Source organism: Paraburkholderia sp. 22098 (assembly GCF_052045935.1).
GTDB classification, from domain to species: Bacteria; Pseudomonadota; Gammaproteobacteria; order Burkholderiales; family Burkholderiaceae; genus Paraburkholderia; species Paraburkholderia caledonica.
On sequence record NZ_JBQEPV010000005.1, the window covers coordinates 374,318 to 392,808 of the forward strand.

An 18,491-nucleotide genomic window follows, 5' to 3' on the forward strand; every position below is an offset into this window, starting at 1 on the left:
GACGCCGCGCATTACATGCGCAGCTTCGCTTCCACGTAGAAGGTGCGGCCCGGATACGGGTGATAGACGTAGTAGCGCTCATCGAAAATGTTATCTACGCCAATGCCCACTTCGCTTAGCTTCGTGGGCTTGAACGTGAACTTCGCGTCCGCCACTACGTATGAGCTCGTACCGCCGAATACGTCCGGATTCGTGTCGGTGTTAGTAAGCGTGTTGTATTGGCGGCCTGAGTAGCGCGCGGCAAGCGTCAATGCCGAACGCTCGTCGAAGTGATAGGTCGCTGCAATGTTCGCGCGCCACAATGGAATGCGATAAAAGTACTTGCCGACGCTTGCGGGGTTTTGTGCGTTAGCGAGAATCTTCGACTGCGTATAAGCGACGCTCGCAAGCAGATCCAGTCCACGCATGAATACGTTCTCGCCCGCATAACTCGTTTCGACACCTCGCGAGCGCACCTTGCCGATGTTCTGGAAGTTCGTCACGTTTGGAATCACGGTCGTATCCGTCTGGCTGAAGATCGTGTTCTTCACATCGTCCTGAAACAGCGAGAAGCGGAAGATGCCATTCCAGTGCGCCCATTCGGCTGTCAGTTCTTTCGAGAGATCGTCTTCCGGTTTCAGATTCGGATTGTTATTGACGATTGACGAACCATTGATTTGCCCCTGGAACAATTCGCTAACGGTTGGAAAGCGATACGCGCGGCCAATTGAAGCGCGCAACGTCAGGTCGTCGCTCACGTCGAACGAAAGAGAAGCCTTCGGCGAAAAGTGCCGCTGATTCGCGTCGCCCAGCGCGATTGTGGTACCCGAAAGAGACTGAGATCCGTCGTACGCATGCCAGTCTTCGTAACGTATGCCGTACACGAATTTCCAGCGCGGCAGGAAGCGCCATGCATCCTGTGCGTACAGCGCCTGAGTTTGCGTCTTGCCGGCGAACGAGTTGGCAAACGTAGCGGCTGCGCCATCGCGCCAGTTGAGCGTCGAATAGCTTTCGTTGTCGAGAAAGTAATTGTCGTAGTGATAGCCGAAGCTCAGCGCGTGATTGGCCAGCCCCGCCTGCGTCGACGCCGGTGTGTAGGTGGTGCGCAGATCGAGCGTTTTCCAGCCGGTACCGTCGCCGAAAGTGACAGTGCCCGCGCCATTGCCGGGCGCTCCGGAATTGGCGAGACGCGCGACGCTATTGCCCACGTCGTAATACGATGCGATCGCCTCGCCATTCCAACCCGTCGCATGGCGCGTTTTCAATGACACGCCGTACAGCCAGTTCTCACTATGTCCGAGGCTCGGTGCAAACGCCGCTGCTGGAACGGTGTACTCGTATCCGTCAATGGCTACCTTTCCGCTGTACACAGGATTGCCGTTTGCGTCGCGCAGAAAGCTCGACGTCTGACTGCTATACGTTTGATGCCAATAGCCCAGCGTGAAGCCGCCTTGCAGTGTCGGCGTAAAGTCGTACTGCATCTTCAGCTTGAACTGGTCTTGCACCGTATGTTCAATGCCTTCGCCGTTAATGCCGAGTATGGCCGTCGGCGTATTGGTCTGGTTGTTGTAGAAATAGGCGCCGGTCACGGGCGTGTCGCCCGCTCTCGCAGGCGTGCCCGATTTGGCGAGTGTGGCGAATTGCAGCGGCTGGCTCGTGTTTTCGAGGTGGTTCACGCCCAGCGAATAAGAAAACTTGCCGATCCGGTCGCCTAGCGAAGCGCTCGCTTCGCTGCCGTTAAAATTGCGATTCACGCCGTAGAGACTGAAATGCTGGGTGAATGCTTTTACGTCGGCCTCGGCTTCGAACTTCTTCGGCATGCGCGTGCTGATCAGCACCGTTGCGCCGAGCGAATTGCCCGGATATAGCGCGGAATAGGGGCCGTAAATCACGTCGACTCGCTGGATCTCGTCGGGAGAGACCATCGACCAGCGCGGCGGAAAAGAAAAGCTGTTGCCGAGCAGATTGCTGAGCAGCAGGCCGTCCGCATAGACGAGACTGCGTGCGCTCTGTGTGTTGCTTGTGCCGCGCACGGCGATGATCGAATTCAGATCGCCGATAAAACGCTTACGGACCGCAAGGTTCGGCATGTACTTCAACACGTCTTCGGTGTTGACAACATTCCAATTGGAGAATTGATCGCGCGTAACCGTTTCGACCGTGGCGGGCAGATCCGGATCGACCGCGCGCGTTGCGGCGCTCTGATCGGCGGCGCTATTCGCGCTCACGTTTACGGTGGGCAACGTGGTGTCGGCGCTGACTGTATCGGCGCGAGCGGGTGACGCTGACAACGCCGCGAAACCTGCCAGGCCCGTCACAGCAGCCGGGAAGAATGCGTGCAAATACGACGCAAATGAAGCGCAATGCAATCGCGCGAATGTGAAACCCCGAAAGGTGTGGACGGCACGAGTGGCGACGCCGGCGCCACGCTCGAAGCGGACGCGAGCGGGCAACCTTCGCAACGCGAAGATGAACATGACAGTTTCCTTGATGCATTGAACGGACGATCGCGCGCGCCGTCGACGGATGCGACGAATGCGGTCAATGCGCGATCAGGAACAACGACAATCAGGAAACGACAGGGGGTGCTCTTGGGCGCCCGGACGGGAACGCGCCGAGCGGTGTAAAGCGGGTGGAGAGAACAGGCGGTGCAGTGCCCGCAACCATAACGGCTAGCGGCGCGGGCGTTGCGGCAACCGTGGGCATTGCCACGTGATGTTGCAGGAGATGGCAGTACCCGCAAGCGCCGAAGGCGTCGTCGTGACTGAGATGCACCGCCATTGCATTGGCATGGGCTGCCTGATTCGCCGCGCCGGGCTGGACCGTTTGCAGCGCCGAGCACAACGCGGCGATCGGCTCCTGCGCGCGATTGGACGCCAGTACCTGACTCACGGCTGGCGCAAACACGACGAGCCACATGGCGATGAGGCCAAGCCAGGCGGTCAGACGGTTGCGGGAACGTGGAGTCATGGCGATGAGCAAGGAAACGCGGGCGATTCTAGCATTGCGCGCCGCTTTTTTCTGCCTGATCCCGGCTATAGCAGCGGATTGACGGTGTAAAACCGCTCATTTCGCGCCGTTACAATCGCGCCGCATCGCTTAATCTGCGTGCTACATGTTCGCTTTCGTGCAACATGCGCGACTCCGTGCGCGAATGCCAGACCGCAACGTAACCCGACTCATGAATCTCACGCAGACGCTTGCCTCTTCTATTACCGAACTGAACCAGCAGGCGATGGCGCTTTATTCCGCGGATCAATTCGCTGCGGCATTATCGACCGTCATGCCGGTGATCGAGCGGGACGAAAGCGCGCTGGACGACGCTACGATTCACGCAATGGCCGACGCGCTCAACCTTGCGGGCGCTTCTTCGTGCCGTCTCGGCGAGCCGGACGATGCCGAGCGTTATTGGCGCCGGTGTTTGCGCATGATGCCCGGCTACGTCGAGGTATATGAAAGCCTCGGCGCGTTGCTGAAGGCGCGTGGACGTCTGTCCGCGGCAAAGGCAATCTACCGGCAATTGATCGTTCTGCAGCCCGGCCATGCGGATGCCCACAATCAGCTAGGCGCAGTACTTTATGCACAGGGCTACCACGAGGATGCGGAAGCGTCGTACCGCAGGGCGCTCGTGCTACGCCCGGATCATGCGGAAGCGCACTATAACCACGGCGTCGTCCTGCACGCACTGCAACGCCTGGATGAGGCCGAAGCCGCTTATCGCGAGACGCTCGTCCGATTGCCGGCGCACGCGGAAGCACACAACAACCTGGGCAACGTATTGATGGACCTTGGCCGCGTCACGCAAGCGGACGCTGCTTATCGCGAGGCGCTCAGGATCAGGCCGCAGTATCCAGAGGCATTGAACAATCTTGCGGGCGCGCTCAAGGCAGCGCAGCGCCTGACCGAGGCAGAACTTGCGTGCCGGCTTGCGTTGACCATGCGGCCCGATTACGCGGAAGCCTACGTGAATCTCGGGGCCACGCTGACCGATCTGCAGCGGCTGCCCGAGGCGGAGGCGGCCTACCGCAAGGCAATCGCGCTTCGTGCCGATTACGCCGAGGCGTACTACAACCTCGGCATTACACTCTTCAAGCTCGAACGTCTGACCGAGGCCGCAGAGGCTTACCGGGAAGCGGTTCGTCTGCGGCCCGGCATCGCGCCCGCGCACAACAATCTTGGCTGCGTGTTGCGCCTGCTCGATTGTTTGCCTGAAGCTGTTGAGTGCTTCGAGCAGGCTCTATCCGTTCATCCCGATCTCGCTGAAGCGCATTACAACCTGGGCGCTACGCTCGCACAGCTGAAGCGCTGGCCCGAAGCAGAGAGTGCGTATCGTCGCGCGCTTGAATTACGTGCGGATTACGGCGAAGCGCGCTTCGGGCTAGCTACGTTGTTACTCGGCATGGGGCGTTTCGACGAAGGGTGGCGGCTATACGAATGCCGTTATCAACTAGCCGGTTTCGTGCATCGGCACTCTGCTCAGAGACTGAGTTGTCCGCAGTGGCAGGGCGACGCGCTGTCGGGGCGTTCGCTGCTCGTCTGGCAGGAAGACGGTCTCGGCGATATGCTGCAATTCAGCCGTTATTTCGCCTTGCTGAAGGCGCAGGGCGCAGCGCATATCGCGTTCGCCTGCGCGCCTGCGCTGCATAGGCTGATGGCTCGCGTAGACGGCGTTGATGCCGTACTCGACCACGACACGGCCGTCGCGCGCGCCTCCGCTTACGACTGCTGGACGAGTCTGCTGAGTGCGCCGCTGCATCTGCGCACGGCTGTCGACACCATCCCGCGACCGGTCCGGCTTGCGCTGGAACCGTCGCTCGTCGAACGGTGGCAGCCCGTTATCGACGCGCTGCCGCCGGGTCGCAGGATCGGCCTCGTATGGAAGGGCAACGCGAAGCATCATAACGACGCGAACCGCTCGATTCCGTCACTCGCTACGCTTGCGCCGCTGTGGAGCGTAGACGGCGTGAGTTTCGTGAGTCTGCAAAAGGGGCAGGGCGAGGACGAAGCACGAAATCCGCCTGCCGGTCAGCCGTTGCTTCACCTCGGCTCGATGGTGACCGATCTGGACGACAGCGCTGCGATCGTCGGCCAACTCGATCTGGTGATTTGCGTGGATACGTCGATCGCGCATCTCGCTGCGTCGCTCGGCAAACCCTGCTGGGTGATCCTGCCGGAAAAAGATGTCGACTGGCGCTGGATGCACGAGCGTAGCGATTCGCCGTGGTATCCGCACACGCTGCGGCTATTTCGTCGCGAGCGAGCGGAGGAATGGGCCGTGGTCGTCGAAAGAGTGAGGCAGGCGTGCGTGGCGCGATTCGGCGTGCGCAATTAACAAGGAGCGACGCAAGCGCGTCTCGACTCGCTGGCACTACGGCCCGGAGCCGCGACTACTTCGCTCGCTTCGGCTTTGCCTTTTTGCTGGACGTGTTCAACGCGATTGCAGCGCGAATGAGGGACTTGAACGCATCCGCATCGAGTTCTTCACCCTCATGAATGTCGATTGCGCGCCGCACGTTTCCGTCGAGGCTGGAGTTGAACAGCTTCGCCGGGTCTTCCAGCGATGCCCCCTTCGCGAAGGTCAGTTTCACGACCGACTTGTAAGACTCGCCCGTGCAGATGATTCCGTCATGCGACCACACAGGCGTGCCCATCCACTTCCATTCTTCCACCACATCCGGATCAGCCTCTTTGATGAGCTTGCGCATCGCGCTCAAGGTCGTCCCGCGCCAGTCTCCGAGGTCCGCAATTCTTTTGTCGATCAGTTCGGAGGCCGAGTGGGTTTCTGTGGAAGCGGAGCGGTTCATATCGTTCTCCTCGGCTTTCCGGTTCAAAGGCCGAACTGCTTTGCGTATTCGGTATTCAGGCGCGGCCACTCGAATTTCATTGCTTCGCCGGCAACGATGCGTCCAATCGGATCGTCGGCAAGCAAGCGATCAAGCACGTCGAGGCAGATGTGCCAGCCGGCCGCACCCATCGATATGAAGTTGCGATCGATGTTGTGCCATAGCGTGAGACGCGTGCCGTCGCCGAGCGCTTCGAGTTGCCAGCGAAGATCGTTCTCGCCCCAGCGATACTCGAGCAGGTTGGGCGCGTCGGCGCGGGTCACTTGAGTCTCGGACACTTGCGGTGTGGGCGTGCCCACCGTGGAGAGCTTGACTGGACCGACCGAGCCAAGGCTGTGGTCCGCGTCGAACGGTGCCCATTCGCGCAGGCTGGCAGGATCCGTCAGCGCTTGCCACACTTTGTCCGGCGAATGGCGCAACTCACGCACGAGGACGAGTGTCCATCTGTCTCCGTCTTTCTGAACTTTGGCTCCGGCGGCAGGACCGGGCCGGTAAGACTCGCGATTGCTCATCGTTTCTTCTCCTTGCGGGGCGGTGCGGGATGGGTCTGATCGAGATGACGCTCGAGCGCGTCGAGATGAACCGACCAGAAACGGCGAAACGGAGCGAGCCAGGCGTCGATTTCCATAAGCGGCTCGGGCTTGATCCGATACACACGCCGCTGCGCCTCGACACGCGACTCAACGAAGCCGGCGTCTCGAAGCACTCGCAAGTGCTTTGAAACAGAGGGCTGCGAGAGCTTGAGCTGTTCCTCGATATCGCCCACGGATTGCTCCGAAGAGGCAAGCAGACTGAGGATAGCGCGGCGGCTCGGCTCGGCGATGACAGCAAATGTTGAGTCCATAGTGCTTATATACCTCGCGGAGTATATAAATGTCAAGCCGCGAGGCATGACGAAACGCGGTTGCCTTACGGTGCTAGTTGCGGCCTTGCTTGCGGCTCTTTAGTACCCGCCCCGCGCGCTGACGTACGATCCCGCAGTGTTCTTATACGATGCCGCCAGATCTGCTGCCGCGCGGCTCAGCAAACCCGTGTCCGTTCCGACAGCGACAAACGTCGCGCCGGCCGCAAGATATTCTTCGGCGATCGCCCGATCCGGCGCCAGTACGCCCGCTGCCTTGCCCGCGCGCCGTACGCTTTCGATGCCGCCGCGAATCGCCTCGCGCACGCTGGCCTCGCCGGGTTGGCCGAGGAAGCCTATCGACGCACTCAGATCCGCAGGTCCGAAAAACACGCCATCCACGCCGTCGACAGCGGCAATCGCCGCCAGGTTGTTCATGCCTTCCACGGTCTCCACCTGAACCAGTACGCAGAGTTCGTCTGCGGCGCGGGTCAGGTAGTCGGGGATGCGGTTCCAGCGCGATGCGCGCGCCAATGCGCTGCCCACGCCGCGAATGCCTTGCGGCGGATAGCGCGTTGCCGCCACCGCGTCGGCCGCCTGACTTGCGGTGTCGATCATCGGCAGCAATAGCGTTTGGGCGCCGATGTCGAGCAGCTGCTTGATCAACGCGCTATCGCTTCGCACAGGACGTACCACCGGATGCGACGCATAAGCCGCGACCGCCTGCAACTGCGCGAGCGTGCTACGCACGTCGTTCGGTGCGTGCTCGTTGTCGATCAATAGCCAGTCGAAACCGGCAGTGGCGAGTAACTCGGTCACGTAGGCGTCGGCCAGTGCCGCCCACAAGCCGAATTGCGGCGTACCTTCACGCAGTGCGCGTTTGAATGTGTTCTGCGGCAGGGACATGTGCGTGCTCAAATGAAGTTCAAACCGATGCCGCCGAGCGGACCATAATCGACGTGGAAGGTGTCGCCTGCTCTGGCGGGAATCGGGCTCGTGAAAGAACCGCTCAGAATCACGTCGTTCGCATTCAGCATTTCGTCGTAAGGGGCGATCTTGTTCGCGAGCCACGCGACGCCTGTAGCCGGATGATTCAGCACGGCCGCCGCAAGGCCGCTTTCTTCGACGGCGCCGTTTTTGTAGAGCAACGCGCCGACCCAGCGAAGATCGACATCGAGCGGACGCACCGGACGCCCGCCCAGCACGATGCCCGCATTCGCCGCAAAGTCGGAAATGGTGTCGTAGACCTTGCGCGGGGCACGCGTCTCGCGGTCGAATTGCTCGATGCGCGCGTCGATGATTTCCACTGCGGGCGTCACATAAGCCGTTGCATCGAGCACGTCGAACAGCGTAACGCCCGGGCCTTTCAGGGGCCTGCTGAGCACAAACGCAAGTTCCACTTCGACGCGCGGCGCAATGAAGCGGTCCGCGCGAATGTCCTGACCGTTTTCAATAAACATGCTGTCGAGCAGCGGCGCATAGTCCGGCTCGTCGATCTGAGAAGAACGCTGCATCGCACGGGACGTGAGGCCGATCTTGCGCCCCTTGATCACATGTCCTTCGGCGAGCTTGAGGTTCACCCATTCGCGCTGGATCGCGTAACCGTCTTCGACAGTCATGTGCGGATAAGCCGCGGAAAAGTGGCGCAATTGCGTGCGTGTTTTCTCTGCGTTGTCGAGTTGTGCGGCGAGCTCGCGAATGGTTTGTTGGTCTAGCATGATGAGTTCTCTATTGAGCCGCTGTCAGTGTGTTCCGGCTCGCTACTGCGCTTTGAGCCGCGCGTGCAGGTTGTTATGCTTCCAGGTGCCTGCTTCGCTGAATTCGTTGATTTCGAGCGATAACGCTAGCCCGCTTTGTTCGAACTCATTGGCGAAGTGCTGTTTGATGAGCGCGAATAGCGCATCGCCCGTCGCCTTCTTCGTGGCATCGGAGCGGCCCGCAGCGATCTTCAGGTTTGCGTGGAGAAATGCTGCGTCGGCGCGTCCGTCTGCAATGCAATAGTGTTCACACCGCAACGCGCGGACGCGAATGCCGCCAAGCGGAAAGACACGTTGTTCGTTATCGCGCTGTTCAGCAAGACATTGAGCGAGGGTATTGCACAGGCGGCTAATACTTTCTGCGTCAGCAAGATTCGCGCTGTACTCGAGTGTTAGATGCGGCACGTCAGTCTCCTTTACGCAAGTCAGGCGGTCAGTGGAGTCACTGGAAAGATCGCATTGATCTGTCCCGTACCCGAACTGCCGAAATATGGCGTGACGACTTCCACCTTGCCGTCATAGCGGTCCCAGCCGAGCGCGCCCAGCAGCATCGCCGTATCGTGCATGCCGCCTTCGCCCCAGCATTTTTCGTTGTAAAGCGGCAGCATTTCGCAGAACGTCTTCCAGTCACCGGCTTGCCACAACTCGACAACCCTGCGGTCCATCTGTTCGAGGAACGGACTCCATACTTTATGCATGAACTGCTCGGCGGTGCCGTTGTTGGCGAAATGGTGACTCAGCGAACCGCTTGCCAGAATCGCGACCGTGCCGTCGTAACGCTCTTCGATCGCCTTGCGCACCGCGAGACCGAAGCGCGCGCTTGTATCAAGGTCATGCCACATGCACCAGCCGGCTACCGACACCGCCTTGAAGTGCTGATCGTCATTCATATAGCGCATGGGCACCAGCGTGCCGTATTCGAGTTCGAGCGTGGTCTCGCTATGCGCGCGGCTCTTCACACCCATTTCGTTGGCCACTTCGGCAATCAGATTGCCGAGGTCCACGTTGCCCGGGTAAGCGTAGGGCATGTTCTTGATGAAATGCGGTAATTCGTTGCTCGTGTAGATGCCCTCGAACTTCGGCGCGCAATTGATGTGGTACTCGCTATTAACGAGCCAATGCACGTCGAACACTACGATCGTATCCACGCCCAGTTCGCGGCAACGCCGGCCAATCTCACGATGGCCGTCGATTGCGGGCTGACGGCAACCCTTGTGCGGACCGTCGAGCTCGGACAGATATAACGACGGCACGTGTGTCACTTTTGCTGCCAGCGCGAGTTTGCCCATCGCGGTCTCCTCTTGTTTATGTCGCGAAACGCAATGCGGCTCGCGCTCGACACGTCGGCGTGTCAGACGCCCCAGCGTGGAATGTGATGCGAGCCGAGCGACACGCAAACGTTCTTCGGTTCGAGGAACACTTCATAACTCCACGTGCCGCCTTCGCGCCCCACGCCCGATGCCTTCGTGCCGCCGAACGGCTGGCGCAGGTCGCGCACGTTCTGACTGTTGACGAAGCACATGCCGGCTTCGACGGCGGCCGCCACGCGGTGCGCGCGCCCCGTGTTCTCCGTCCAGATGTAGCTCGACAGACCGTATGAAATGTCGTTAGCGAGTCTGATCGCATCGGCTTCGTCGTCGAATGGGATCAGGCACGCAACGGGGCCAAAGATCTCTTCCTGCGCAATACGCATGCGGTTGTCGACATCGACGAATACCGTGGGCATTACGAAGTTGCCATGACGCATGGAGTGGGGCAACCCGGGCATGTCGAGGCCGCCGCAGGCAAGCGTTGCGCCTTCTTTCGGTCCGAGTTCGATATAGCTGCGCACTTTCGCCAGGTGCCCCTGGCTGATCATCGGTCCGATAATCGTGCTGTCGGCAAGCGGATCGCCAACCGTGAGACGCTTCGCGCGTTCGATAAAGCGTTCAGCGAATTTCGCGTAAATCGACTTTTGTACGAGGATCCGCGAGCCGGCCGTACAGCGTTCGCCGTTGTTCGAGAAGATCATGAATACGGCAGCATCGAGAGCGCGTTCGAAATCGGCGTCGTCGAAAATGACGAACGGCGACTTTCCGCCGAGTTCCATTGAAAACTTCTTGAGTCCGGCGCTCTGCACAATCCGGTTGCCCGTCGCAGTCGATCCGGTAAAGGACACCGCGTGCACGTCCGGATGCGCGACGAGCGGCTCGCCCGTTTCTTTGCCGAAACCATGCACGACGTTCAACACGCCTGCTGGGATTCCCGCTTCCAGAGCGAGATTGCCGAGCATCGACGCGGTAAGCGGCGACAGCTCGCTCATCTTCAGAACTGCGGTATTGCCGAACGCGAGACAGGGCGCGACCTTCCATGTCGCCGTCATGAACGGTACATTCCACGGTGAAATGAGCGCGCACACGCCGACCGGATGAAAAAGCGTGTAGTTCAGATGCGTGTCGGTAGGGTACGTGTGGCCGTCCACGCGTGTGCACATCTCGGCGAAATAGCTGAAGTTGTCGGCCGCGCGCGGCACGAGTTGCTTGCGCGTCTGTGAAATGGTCTGGCCTGTGTCCTTCGTTTCGGTTTCCGATATCTCGGGCACGTTCTTCGCGATCAGTTCGCCGAGCTTGCGAATCAGCTTTGCGCGTTCCGCAGCGGGCTTGCCTGCCCATGCGGGGAATGCTTCCTTTGCGGCTCGAACCGCGGCATCGACTTCCGCCTCTGTGCCACGGGCCACTTCCGCAAGTACTTCTTGCGTCGCCGGATTGACCGTTTCGAAGTAGTCTTTCGCGCCGCCAGCTTTGCCGTTGATCAAATGTTCGATTCGCATTGCGTTGTCCTTTGCTTTTTTCTGGCGGTCAGGCGCGGCCGAAGTCCGCGTCGGATGCAATCGTATTGACGAGACGGCCAAGGCCGTCTATCTCGCACACCACTTCGTCTCCCGCGTTCACATTGACAATACCCTCGGGCGTACCTGTGAGGATCACGTCGCCGGGTGCGAGCGTCATGAAGCTGCTGAGATATTCGATCAACGCGGGAATATCGGTCACGAGATCGCGCGTATTGCCGCGCTGTTGCAGCGTGCCGTTGACGAACGTACGCAACTCCAGTTGCGTGACGTCTTCAATGTCGGTGGCGTCGACGAACCAAGGGCCGAGCACCGTGCCGCCGTCGCGATTCTTCACGCGCAGGTTGGGGCGGTAATAGTTTTCGAGGTAGTCGCGGATCGCGTAGTCGTTGGCGATCGTATAGCCGGCAACGTGCCGCATTGCATTGTCGCGCGTCACATGGCGCGCTCCCTGGCCTATTACGACAGCGAGCTCGCACTCGTAGTGCATGAAGGCGACGTCGGCCGGGCGGCGCGTAAAGCCCCGATGACCGAGAACCGTGCCCGGTCCCTTGAGGAAAACGAGCGGCTCTTCCTGCTTGTTGAATTGCAACTCTTTCGCGTGCTCGGCGTAATTCAAGCCGAGCGCGAAGATGGTGCCGACTTCAATGGGCGCGAGCCAGACGACCTGATCTTCGCGACACACGCGGCCGTCTGCAAGCAGCACGCCTTGTGGATGCGGATAGGCTTCGTGAATCGCTCCGGCGTATGCAACACGGCCGCGCATCATGGCTGTTCTCCGTCTAATTCTTTTGGGCCGATGAACGACACGTAAAGCGGCGGCAGCGCGCCGATCGAAAGGGTCGCCGCGTCGCCGACGTGGGCAATGGGCGAGCCATGCGGAACGCCGAGCGTGATGACGTCGCCCGCCGCGAGCGTCATGAATTCGGTGACGTCGGCAAGCAGTCGCGCCACACCGCGTACCGACGAAGCGGTACTGGCCGCGATAGCACCGGCACCGTTCAACGACACCGCGATGGCCAGATCGTCGGGATTCGCAACATGGCGCGCCGCAACAACCGCGGGTCCGACCACACAGAAGCCGTCGCGGGCGCGAAAGCGCACCGACGGTCGATAGACACTCGCATGCGGCACGCTGAGATCGGCCACGACCGTATAGCCCGCGATGTAATCGAACGCGCGCTCCACGCTAACCTGCGTTGCGGTGCGCCCAATCACGATGCCCAGCGACGCGCCTATTTCTACGCCCAGTGTGTCGTCGGGTATGACGATTTGCGCGCGATGCCCCGCGAGCGTGTTGCGCGGCTTCAGATAAAGAACCGGCGCTTTCGGCGGTGATTTGTACGGCGCTGCGTGCATTGCATCGCCTAGCGCCTCTAGCGCCGCACGGTCATTGAGCAATGTTCCGTAAATCGCGCCGCTAACCGGCGGACGGCAGGCGACGCCGCGCGCAAGTATCGCCGCTGCGGCTTGCGCGTCGACATCCCGAGGCAGCGCGTCGCCTTCAGGGTGCAACAGATGATCGGCAAGTACAAACATGACCTGACAGTGCCCTTGGATAGATACTTGGCATAAACACTAACATGTTAGTAGTATTGCGCTTGATATGATCCAGGGTCAATAGCCAGTCGGCTGATCGCGGGTTTTCCCTTAAGCTTCGACGGCTGCTTCCAACCATCGTCCACTATGTCTTCGTCCGCTTCCACACGAGTTTTGCACCGCAATCTGCCGATGCTATTGCTGCGCGCCCGAGAAAAAATGATGGAGCGTTTTCGCCCATTGATTACCGCGCATGGTTTGACTGAGCAGCAATGGCGCGTGATTCGCGCGCTCAACGAGCACGGCCCGATGGAGCCGCGCCATATCTCCGACATCTGCACGATTTCGAGCCCGAGCATGGCAGGCGTGCTCGCACGCATGGAGAGCATGGAACTGGTGACGAAGGAGCGTTTCGCGGAAGATCAGCGCCGCGTGCTCGTGTCGCTAACCGACACGAGCGTCGAGCTGGTGCGCGTGATCTCCAAGGACCTGGAGGCGCACTATCGGGAGCTGGAGCGCAAGGTGGGGCCGGAGATCGTCGAGCGGGTTTATCGCGCCGTGGACGATCTGCTGGCCGGTCTGGAGGAAGAAGACGACTGAGCGGGGCACGCGGCGTTGCTTACCAGCCCTGAAAACGCATCCAGGGCGTGCTGTGGCCGTCTGGCGCAACGGCGTAGTACTCGGGGAACTGCGCGCCCGTCGCGCACGCATGGTTGGGCAGAATGCGCAGTTTCATGCCGAGCGGAAAGCGTTGCGTAATGTCGCCGTTAGCTTCGTGCGCGTCTTCTTCGATCGGTGAAAGAATGCCGTGTTCCTGGTTCGCGCCGCTCACCACATAGCCGGCAAGCGGCGTGCCGTTGAGCAGACACGGCTGACCATAGCCGAAATCGTGCGCCTGCTTCGACGTGCCGCGATCGCGGCTAAAAGCCATCCATCCGGCGTCGAGTATGGCCCAGCCTTTCTCGGGCTGATGACCGATAACAGTGGCCAGCACGCTCAGCGCAATGTCCTCGAGCGCACAAACGCCGACGTTGTGCATGACGAGATCGAAGAATACATAGACGCCCGCCCGCACCTCGGTCACGCCATCCAGCTGTGTGGCCGCGAGCGCCGTGGGCGTGGAGCCGACACTGACCTGCGGGCAAGGAATGCCGGCCTCGCGCAAGCGCTGCGCCGCGCGAACACAGCCGGCGCGCTCCTGTTCCGCCAGCGCGGCAAGCGCTTCTGGCGTGTCGAGTTCGTAACTGGAGCCCGCGTGCGTCATGACACCGCCGACCGTCATGCCGTTCTCGTGCAGAATCCGGCCGACCTCGAGCAAGCTCTCGTGCTCCGGCGTGATGCCGGAGCGGTGCCCGTCGGTGTCTACTTCGATCCATACCTCGAACGTTGCGCCGTGTTGATCGCCGAACGCGGCGATGGCCGCTGCCGCGGTCGGGTTGTCCACCACCAGCTTGAGATTGCAGCCCTGGCGGCGCAGCGCCAAGGCTCGCGGCAGTTTCGAAGGCGCGATGCTGACTGCGTAAAGAATGTCATTCACGCCGGCCGCATGGAACGCTTCGGCTTCCTTTAGCGTGGAGACAGTGATGCCGCGCGCGCCGGCCGCAATTTGCGCCCGCACGACGTCGATACATTTGGTGGTCTTTACATGCGGACGGAACGCGACGCCGAGCGTGTTCATATGCGCCTGCATACGCGCAATGTTCTTTTGCATCCGGCCGATGTCGATCAGGGCCGCGGGCGTTTCGATCTGTTCGAGTTTCATGCTTTCACCGGGAAATGGGCGGGATTTGGAGGATACGGCTCAAGCCCGTGGGAGCGGGACACCAGGCGCCAATTATAAAGTCGGCATGCGGCGCGAAACTTCAACGGATCGAATTCATAGATTCAGTCTGGCTTAATGCGAGATTCGCCACGGCGGCAGTGGCCGGAATCTTGCCTGCAAGTGCTGCATGAAAGTTCGTGTACGCGCGGGCAAGCCAGCACGTTGATGGGTGAGCGCGATGACGTTCGCGTCCGGAGTTTTCCACGCGGGCAGCAGGCGCACGAGCCTTCCTTTCGCGATGTCGTCCGCTACGTCCCATTCGGAGCGCAGGATCACGCCGCGGCCTTCGCATGCCCAATGACGGATCACGTCGCCGTCGTTGCAGCTCAAGTGCGATGAAACGCGTACGCTACGGCGCGTGCGGCCTCGGCTGAACTGCCAGAGGGTGACGTCTTCGTTATTCTCACGAAGCACGATACAGGGCATCCCGGCGAGGTCGTTGGGCGATTCGGGCGCGCCGATACGCTTGACGAGCGCGGGCGCCGCGCATACGAAGCGCGCGTTCGGGGCGATCGTGTAACCCACGCGGTTGGATATCGGCAGGTCGCCGATATGCACGACGATGTCGAAGCGTTCAGCCGTTTCCATGAGCGGCTGGTCCGACAGCGTCAACGCGACGTCGATATCCGGATGCTGCTGCTGAAAGTCGGCAATCGCGGGCGCCACGTAACGCCGCCCGAAACCGAGCGGCGCGTTGACTTTCAATGTGCCGATCAGGCCGCCGCGGCGCGTCTGCAGATCTTCGAATAGTGTATCGAACTGCTGAACCAGTTCCGCGCCGCGCTCGCAGAGCAGCGTACCTTCTTCGGTAAATTGAAGGCGGCGCGCGCTGCGATTGAGCAGTTGAGCACCGAGCTTCTTCTCCAGTTGTTGCAGACGCTGCGTAATTGCCGAAGGTGACAGCCCCAACTTTCGCGCCGCGGCGACGAGGCTGCCGCTTTCGCGTATGGTCAGCAGGAAGCGTATATCGGCGGAATCGTTCATGAAGGTGCTGTTTTCAGTCCTGGACCCTGGAGCTTAATGCGTTTGTCCGCACGCTTCCAGTGGCGGTGCAGGATGAAAGGTAAAGTGGTGCTTCTGTAACGCAGACGACAGCTCTAAACGCTACAGTATGCGCAGATGATCCCCTATCGCTTCCACCAAAAGAGAACACCGATGCCGTTGTCACATGAGGTCGACGCCGCGCCGAAAAGTGCCCTGAAACAGGGCGTATTTTTGCACACCGGGTGGCGGAGCGCAGGCACCTGGGTGTGGTCCCGTCTTCGGGCGCTCAACGTTGTAACCGCCTTTTACGAGCCGCTCAGCAACGTACTGGCTGATTTGAGTCTCCCAGATGTCGCCGCAAGCCGTCCCACGCTGACCTCTGGACATCCGCCGCTCGATGCCCCTTACTTCGACGAGTACACGCCCTTTCTGCAAGAAGGCGAGCGCGGCGTGGCCGGCTACAGCAGGCAATTCAGCATTGACCGTTTTGGTGACTTGCCGGATGCCGGATTCCACGCGCTGCACGCGTATTTACGCAACTTGTGCGAGCACTCGACGCGGCAAGGCAGCGTGCCGGTCTTCAAGTTCTGCCGGTCATCAGGAAGGTTGCCGTGGCTCAGACACGCCTTTCCCGATGCAATGCATGTCGGTGTGTTGCGCAATCCCGCTTCGCAATTTGCTTCTGGCTGGCTCCTCAACCAGCAGTGGCGTAATCCGTTTTTTGTGGCCGCGCCTTTTCGCGTGCTCGGATTGAATCGTGCGGAACCCGTGGTGAAGCAGGTTATCGACATGTGCGATGTGAAGTTGCCGCCCGCCATGCCGGCTTCCGACGACGCCTACGCCATGGCCTGCGAACAGTACGCACGCAGCGCGGAAGGCAATAATGCATACCGCGCATTCGTCGCGCTGTGGATTCTTTGCGCGTGGCGAATGGGGCAAGGAGTCGATCTGCTCATCGACATGGACCAGCTTGGGCAGTCGCGCGAATACGCAGCTCGTCTGCGAGCGAGCTTCGAGGCGCAGAGCGGCTTGTCGCCCGATTTCAGCGGCGCGCGCGATCTGGTCGAGGAAACGCGACGCAACGCGGCGCGCATCGGCGCGATAGACGGCGGGTCGATGCGCGCGGTACATTCCGCAGCGCTAAAATTTCTCAAGGCGCAAAGCGGTATGGAAGCAGCCTTCATCGAACGAGTGCGCGAGCAAATGGTCCTCGCTAACGAGTTGACTGCGCAATGGCGCTAAACGCGGATTGTTCTTCTGCCTAAGAAGCCACGGCCTTTTTCGATTCCGCCATTGTTTCTGCCCTCAGCCGGTCGTAGCTGGTCTTGTCGAGCGGCACCGCGCCCGGCTGGCCCAGATCGGACAGTTTGACCCGGTAGTTCTCCCGCGCGCTCCATGCGGTCACCGCCGCGATGATCGTGATGCCGAACGTTATCGCTCCGATCGTGAGCGGAACATTGTGCGATCCCGGCGGCGCGACATACGCAAATAGTGCGGGCAGCAGCGCCGTAATCGTCGTCCCGATGTTCTGCCCGATCGCCATCGCGGAGACGCGCGAGCGGGTTGGAAACAGTTCTGGATAGAAACTAGGGAATGTGGCGTTATAGCCCTGGTAGACGATGCCCCACATCAGGATCGACATGACGATCGCGAGCGCTACGTTGTGGATACTGATCGCATAGAGGTACGCAAAAGAGAGAAGCCCCGCGCCGAGTGCGCCGACAATGATCGGCAGGCGTCGCCCGATCCGGTCCGACAGATTGCCCACGTACGGGATCACGAGCACGGCCACAATGTTGCCGATCACCGGAATCCATAGATAGACGCTTTTCGAAAAGCCGATACCGTACGCGGCCTGCACCGCATAGGCAGCGCCGAAAATCGTCGCAACCACGGGAATCACGTTCATCAGCGAGCAGCCCACCACACGCAGCATGTCGACCCAGTTGTAGCGGAACGCCTCGGCAATCGGCGACTTCGGCACGCCGCCGCTCGCGTCTTCTTTAGCGAAAGCGGGAGTTTCCTCGACCTCGCGCCGGATGATATAGCCAGCCACGAGCACCACGGCACTCAGTAGAAATGGAATACGCCAGCCCCACGAATTGAACGAACTCTCCTCCATGAAATAGGCGAGCGGCAGAAACACGGCAGCAGCGAGAATCTGTCCGGCCTGCACGCCTTGCAGCGTGAAACTGGCGTAATAGCCGCGTCGTCCAAATGGCGCATGTTCGAGAATCATCGAGCTCGCGCCCGAGATCTCGCCGGCGACCGCAAAGCCCTGAATCAGACGAAGCACGACGAGCAGCGCCGGTGCAAGCAAGCCGACATGCTGATAGGTGGGCAGGAAGCCCACGGCCATCGTCGAAAAGCCCATCAGGAACATGCAGAGCAGCAGAACGTTCTTGCGGCCATGCGTGTCGCCCCAATGTCCGAGCACGAACGCGCCGATTGGCCGTGCGACATAACCCACACCGTAAGTCGCCAGTGAGGCGACGATCGCGATCTTTGGATTGCCGGACGGAAAAAACAGCTGAGGAAAGATCAGCGCCGCTGCCTGCGCGTAAATGAAGAAATCGTAGTATTCGAGTGCCGAGCCGATCCAGCCACTGGCGGTTGCCTTGCGCGCCTGCCCGCGATGCTTGCGGTCATCCACCGATACATTCGTTGTCATGTTGCGCCTCCTCACCTGATTTTTGGGTGACCAGCTTCTGCGGCTGCCTCATTTGGCGTCGGGCGCGCCAACTATGCAAGCCAGGATTTGTACGACGGGGCCAAGTTCGCGGCAAGTGCATGCTGCGATGCCGCAGAACGCAAAACGCCGCCGGTCACGCGCAGTGCGCCCAGCACAGTTGCCGCGCAAAAAACAATACAGTGAGGCGCGGTTCTGTTTTGCTGTATC

General features: G+C 60.5%; 18 protein-coding genes. 3 read left to right on the plus strand and 15 right to left on the minus strand.

Annotated features, from left to right (window positions below):
* Positions 1-11 precede the first annotated feature (11 nt).
* Entirely contained in the window at positions 12-2,456 is a 2,445-nt protein-coding gene (locus tag ACTJLB_RS13365) for a TonB-dependent receptor (protein ID WP_440783541.1), read from the minus strand.
* Between the two features lie 91 nt (positions 2,457-2,547).
* Positions 2,548-2,949, minus strand: a complete 402-nt coding sequence (locus ACTJLB_RS13370) for a DUF2946 domain-containing protein (RefSeq protein ID WP_440783542.1) — start codon at positions 2,947-2,949, stop codon at positions 2,548-2,550.
* Positions 2,950-3,160: 211 nt separating this feature from the next.
* Between ACTJLB_RS13370 and ACTJLB_RS13375 the strand changes: the two genes are divergently transcribed.
* Positions 3,161-5,311: a tetratricopeptide repeat protein gene (locus tag ACTJLB_RS13375; protein WP_440783543.1), complete on the plus strand. Its 2,151-nt coding sequence runs from the start codon at positions 3,161-3,163 to the stop codon at positions 5,309-5,311.
* A 55-nt stretch (positions 5,312-5,366) separates the two neighbouring features.
* Here ACTJLB_RS13375 and ACTJLB_RS13380 read toward each other — a convergent pair whose 3' ends face one another.
* From ACTJLB_RS13380 to ACTJLB_RS13425, 10 genes are all read right to left on the minus strand, one after another.
* On the minus strand, positions 5,367-5,783 hold the full coding sequence (locus ACTJLB_RS13380) for a DUF1801 domain-containing protein (protein ID WP_440783544.1): 417 nt from the start codon (positions 5,781-5,783) through the stop codon (positions 5,367-5,369).
* Between the two features lie 23 nt (positions 5,784-5,806).
* Positions 5,807-6,334 (minus strand): SRPBCC family protein, encoded by a 528-nt coding sequence (locus ACTJLB_RS13385; protein ID WP_408418593.1) that lies wholly within the window; start codon positions 6,332-6,334, stop codon positions 5,807-5,809.
* Positions 6,331-6,666: an ArsR/SmtB family transcription factor gene (locus tag ACTJLB_RS13390; protein WP_020068292.1), complete on the minus strand. Its 336-nt coding sequence runs from the start codon at positions 6,664-6,666 to the stop codon at positions 6,331-6,333. The genes ACTJLB_RS13385 and ACTJLB_RS13390 overlap by 4 nt, the downstream gene beginning before the upstream one ends.
* A 99-nt stretch (positions 6,667-6,765) precedes the next feature.
* Complete coding sequence (gene hpaI / locus ACTJLB_RS13395) at positions 6,766-7,569, minus strand: 4-hydroxy-2-oxoheptanedioate aldolase (protein ID WP_440783545.1); 804 nt, start codon at positions 7,567-7,569, stop codon at positions 6,766-6,768.
* A gap of 8 nt (positions 7,570-7,577) precedes the next feature.
* Complete coding sequence (gene hpaH / locus ACTJLB_RS13400) at positions 7,578-8,381, minus strand: 2-oxo-hept-4-ene-1,7-dioate hydratase (protein WP_440783546.1); 804 nt, start codon at positions 8,379-8,381, stop codon at positions 7,578-7,580.
* Positions 8,382-8,423: 42 nt separating this feature from the next.
* Positions 8,424-8,825, minus strand: a complete 402-nt coding sequence (locus tag ACTJLB_RS13405; protein WP_088173386.1) for a 5-carboxymethyl-2-hydroxymuconate Delta-isomerase — start codon at positions 8,823-8,825, stop codon at positions 8,424-8,426.
* A gap of 20 nt (positions 8,826-8,845) precedes the next feature.
* Positions 8,846-9,709, minus strand: a complete 864-nt coding sequence (gene hpaD / locus ACTJLB_RS13410; protein ID WP_392394546.1) for a 3,4-dihydroxyphenylacetate 2,3-dioxygenase — start codon at positions 9,707-9,709, stop codon at positions 8,846-8,848.
* Positions 9,710-9,771: 62 nt separating this feature from the next.
* Complete coding sequence (hpaE, locus tag ACTJLB_RS13415; RefSeq protein ID WP_440783547.1) at positions 9,772-11,229, minus strand: 5-carboxymethyl-2-hydroxymuconate semialdehyde dehydrogenase; 1,458 nt, start codon at positions 11,227-11,229, stop codon at positions 9,772-9,774.
* A 28-nt stretch (positions 11,230-11,257) separates the two neighbouring features.
* Positions 11,258-12,016, minus strand: a complete 759-nt coding sequence (locus ACTJLB_RS13420) for a fumarylacetoacetate hydrolase family protein (RefSeq protein ID WP_440783548.1) — start codon at positions 12,014-12,016, stop codon at positions 11,258-11,260.
* Entirely contained in the window at positions 12,013-12,786 is a 774-nt protein-coding gene (locus ACTJLB_RS13425) for a fumarylacetoacetate hydrolase family protein (protein ID WP_440783549.1), read from the minus strand. Before ACTJLB_RS13425 ends, ACTJLB_RS13420 begins: the two co-directional genes overlap by 4 nt.
* A 192-nt stretch (positions 12,787-12,978) precedes the next feature.
* Here ACTJLB_RS13425 and hpaR point away from each other — a divergent pair, with 192 nt between their 5' ends.
* The gene (gene hpaR / locus ACTJLB_RS13430; RefSeq protein WP_020068300.1) at positions 12,979-13,386 is read left to right on the plus strand and encodes a homoprotocatechuate degradation operon regulator HpaR; all 408 of its coding nucleotides are present in this window, start codon (positions 12,979-12,981) and stop codon (positions 13,384-13,386) included.
* A gap of 19 nt (positions 13,387-13,405) precedes the next feature.
* Here the strand turns inward: hpaR and ACTJLB_RS13435 are convergent, their stop codons facing one another.
* On the minus strand, positions 13,406-14,548 hold the full coding sequence (locus ACTJLB_RS13435) for a DSD1 family PLP-dependent enzyme (RefSeq protein ID WP_440783550.1): 1,143 nt from the start codon (positions 14,546-14,548) through the stop codon (positions 13,406-13,408).
* 132 nt (positions 14,549-14,680) lie between these two features.
* Positions 14,681-15,592, minus strand: a complete 912-nt coding sequence (locus ACTJLB_RS13440; protein WP_440783551.1) for a LysR family transcriptional regulator — start codon at positions 15,590-15,592, stop codon at positions 14,681-14,683.
* A 171-nt stretch (positions 15,593-15,763) separates the two neighbouring features.
* On the opposite strand from ACTJLB_RS13440, the gene ACTJLB_RS13445 reads away from it, so the two are divergent.
* Positions 15,764-16,834, plus strand: a complete 1,071-nt coding sequence (locus tag ACTJLB_RS13445) for a hypothetical protein (protein ID WP_440783552.1) — start codon at positions 15,764-15,766, stop codon at positions 16,832-16,834.
* A gap of 19 nt (positions 16,835-16,853) precedes the next feature.
* Here ACTJLB_RS13445 and ACTJLB_RS13450 read toward each other — a convergent pair whose 3' ends face one another.
* Positions 16,854-18,263 (minus strand): MFS transporter, encoded by a 1,410-nt coding sequence (locus ACTJLB_RS13450; RefSeq protein ID WP_020068304.1) that lies wholly within the window; start codon positions 18,261-18,263, stop codon positions 16,854-16,856.
* Positions 18,264-18,491 lie beyond the last annotated feature (228 nt).

What these genes read in the sequence shown, in the direction of transcription:
- ACTJLB_RS13365 (WP_440783541.1), bottom strand. Translation starts at nt 2,456, where the DNA reads ATGTTCATCTTCGCGTTGCGAAGGTTGCCCGCTCGCGTCCGCTTCGAG.
- ACTJLB_RS13370 (WP_440783542.1), bottom strand. Translation starts at nt 2,949, where the DNA reads ATGACTCCACGTTCCCGCAACCGTCTGACCGCCTGGCTTGGCCTCATC.
- ACTJLB_RS13375 (WP_440783543.1), top strand. Translation starts at nt 3,161, where the DNA reads ATGAATCTCACGCAGACGCTTGCCTCTTCTATTACCGAACTGAACCAG.
- ACTJLB_RS13380 (WP_440783544.1), bottom strand. Translation starts at nt 5,783, where the DNA reads ATGAACCGCTCCGCTTCCACAGAAACCCACTCGGCCTCCGAACTGATC.
- ACTJLB_RS13385 (WP_408418593.1), bottom strand. Translation starts at nt 6,334, where the DNA reads ATGAGCAATCGCGAGTCTTACCGGCCCGGTCCTGCCGCCGGAGCCAAA.
- ACTJLB_RS13390 (WP_020068292.1), bottom strand. Translation starts at nt 6,666, where the DNA reads ATGGACTCAACATTTGCTGTCATCGCCGAGCCGAGCCGCCGCGCTATC.
- hpaI (WP_440783545.1), bottom strand. Translation starts at nt 7,569, where the DNA reads ATGTCCCTGCCGCAGAACACATTCAAACGCGCACTGCGTGAAGGTACG.
- hpaH (WP_440783546.1), bottom strand. Translation starts at nt 8,381, where the DNA reads ATGCTAGACCAACAAACCATTCGCGAGCTCGCCGCACAACTCGACAAC.
- hpaD (WP_392394546.1), bottom strand. Translation starts at nt 9,709, where the DNA reads ATGGGCAAACTCGCGCTGGCAGCAAAAGTGACACACGTGCCGTCGTTA.
- hpaE (WP_440783547.1), bottom strand. Translation starts at nt 11,229, where the DNA reads ATGCGAATCGAACATTTGATCAACGGCAAAGCTGGCGGCGCGAAAGAC.
- ACTJLB_RS13420 (WP_440783548.1), bottom strand. Translation starts at nt 12,016, where the DNA reads ATGATGCGCGGCCGTGTTGCATACGCCGGAGCGATTCACGAAGCCTAT.
- ACTJLB_RS13425 (WP_440783549.1), bottom strand. Translation starts at nt 12,786, where the DNA reads ATGTTTGTACTTGCCGATCATCTGTTGCACCCTGAAGGCGACGCGCTG.
- hpaR (WP_020068300.1), top strand. Translation starts at nt 12,979, where the DNA reads ATGCTATTGCTGCGCGCCCGAGAAAAAATGATGGAGCGTTTTCGCCCA.
- ACTJLB_RS13435 (WP_440783550.1), bottom strand. Translation starts at nt 14,548, where the DNA reads ATGAAACTCGAACAGATCGAAACGCCCGCGGCCCTGATCGACATCGGC.
- ACTJLB_RS13440 (WP_440783551.1), bottom strand. Translation starts at nt 15,592, where the DNA reads ATGAACGATTCCGCCGATATACGCTTCCTGCTGACCATACGCGAAAGC.
- ACTJLB_RS13445 (WP_440783552.1), top strand. Translation starts at nt 15,764, where the DNA reads ATGCCGTTGTCACATGAGGTCGACGCCGCGCCGAAAAGTGCCCTGAAA.
- ACTJLB_RS13450 (WP_020068304.1), bottom strand. Translation starts at nt 18,263, where the DNA reads ATGACAACGAATGTATCGGTGGATGACCGCAAGCATCGCGGGCAGGCG.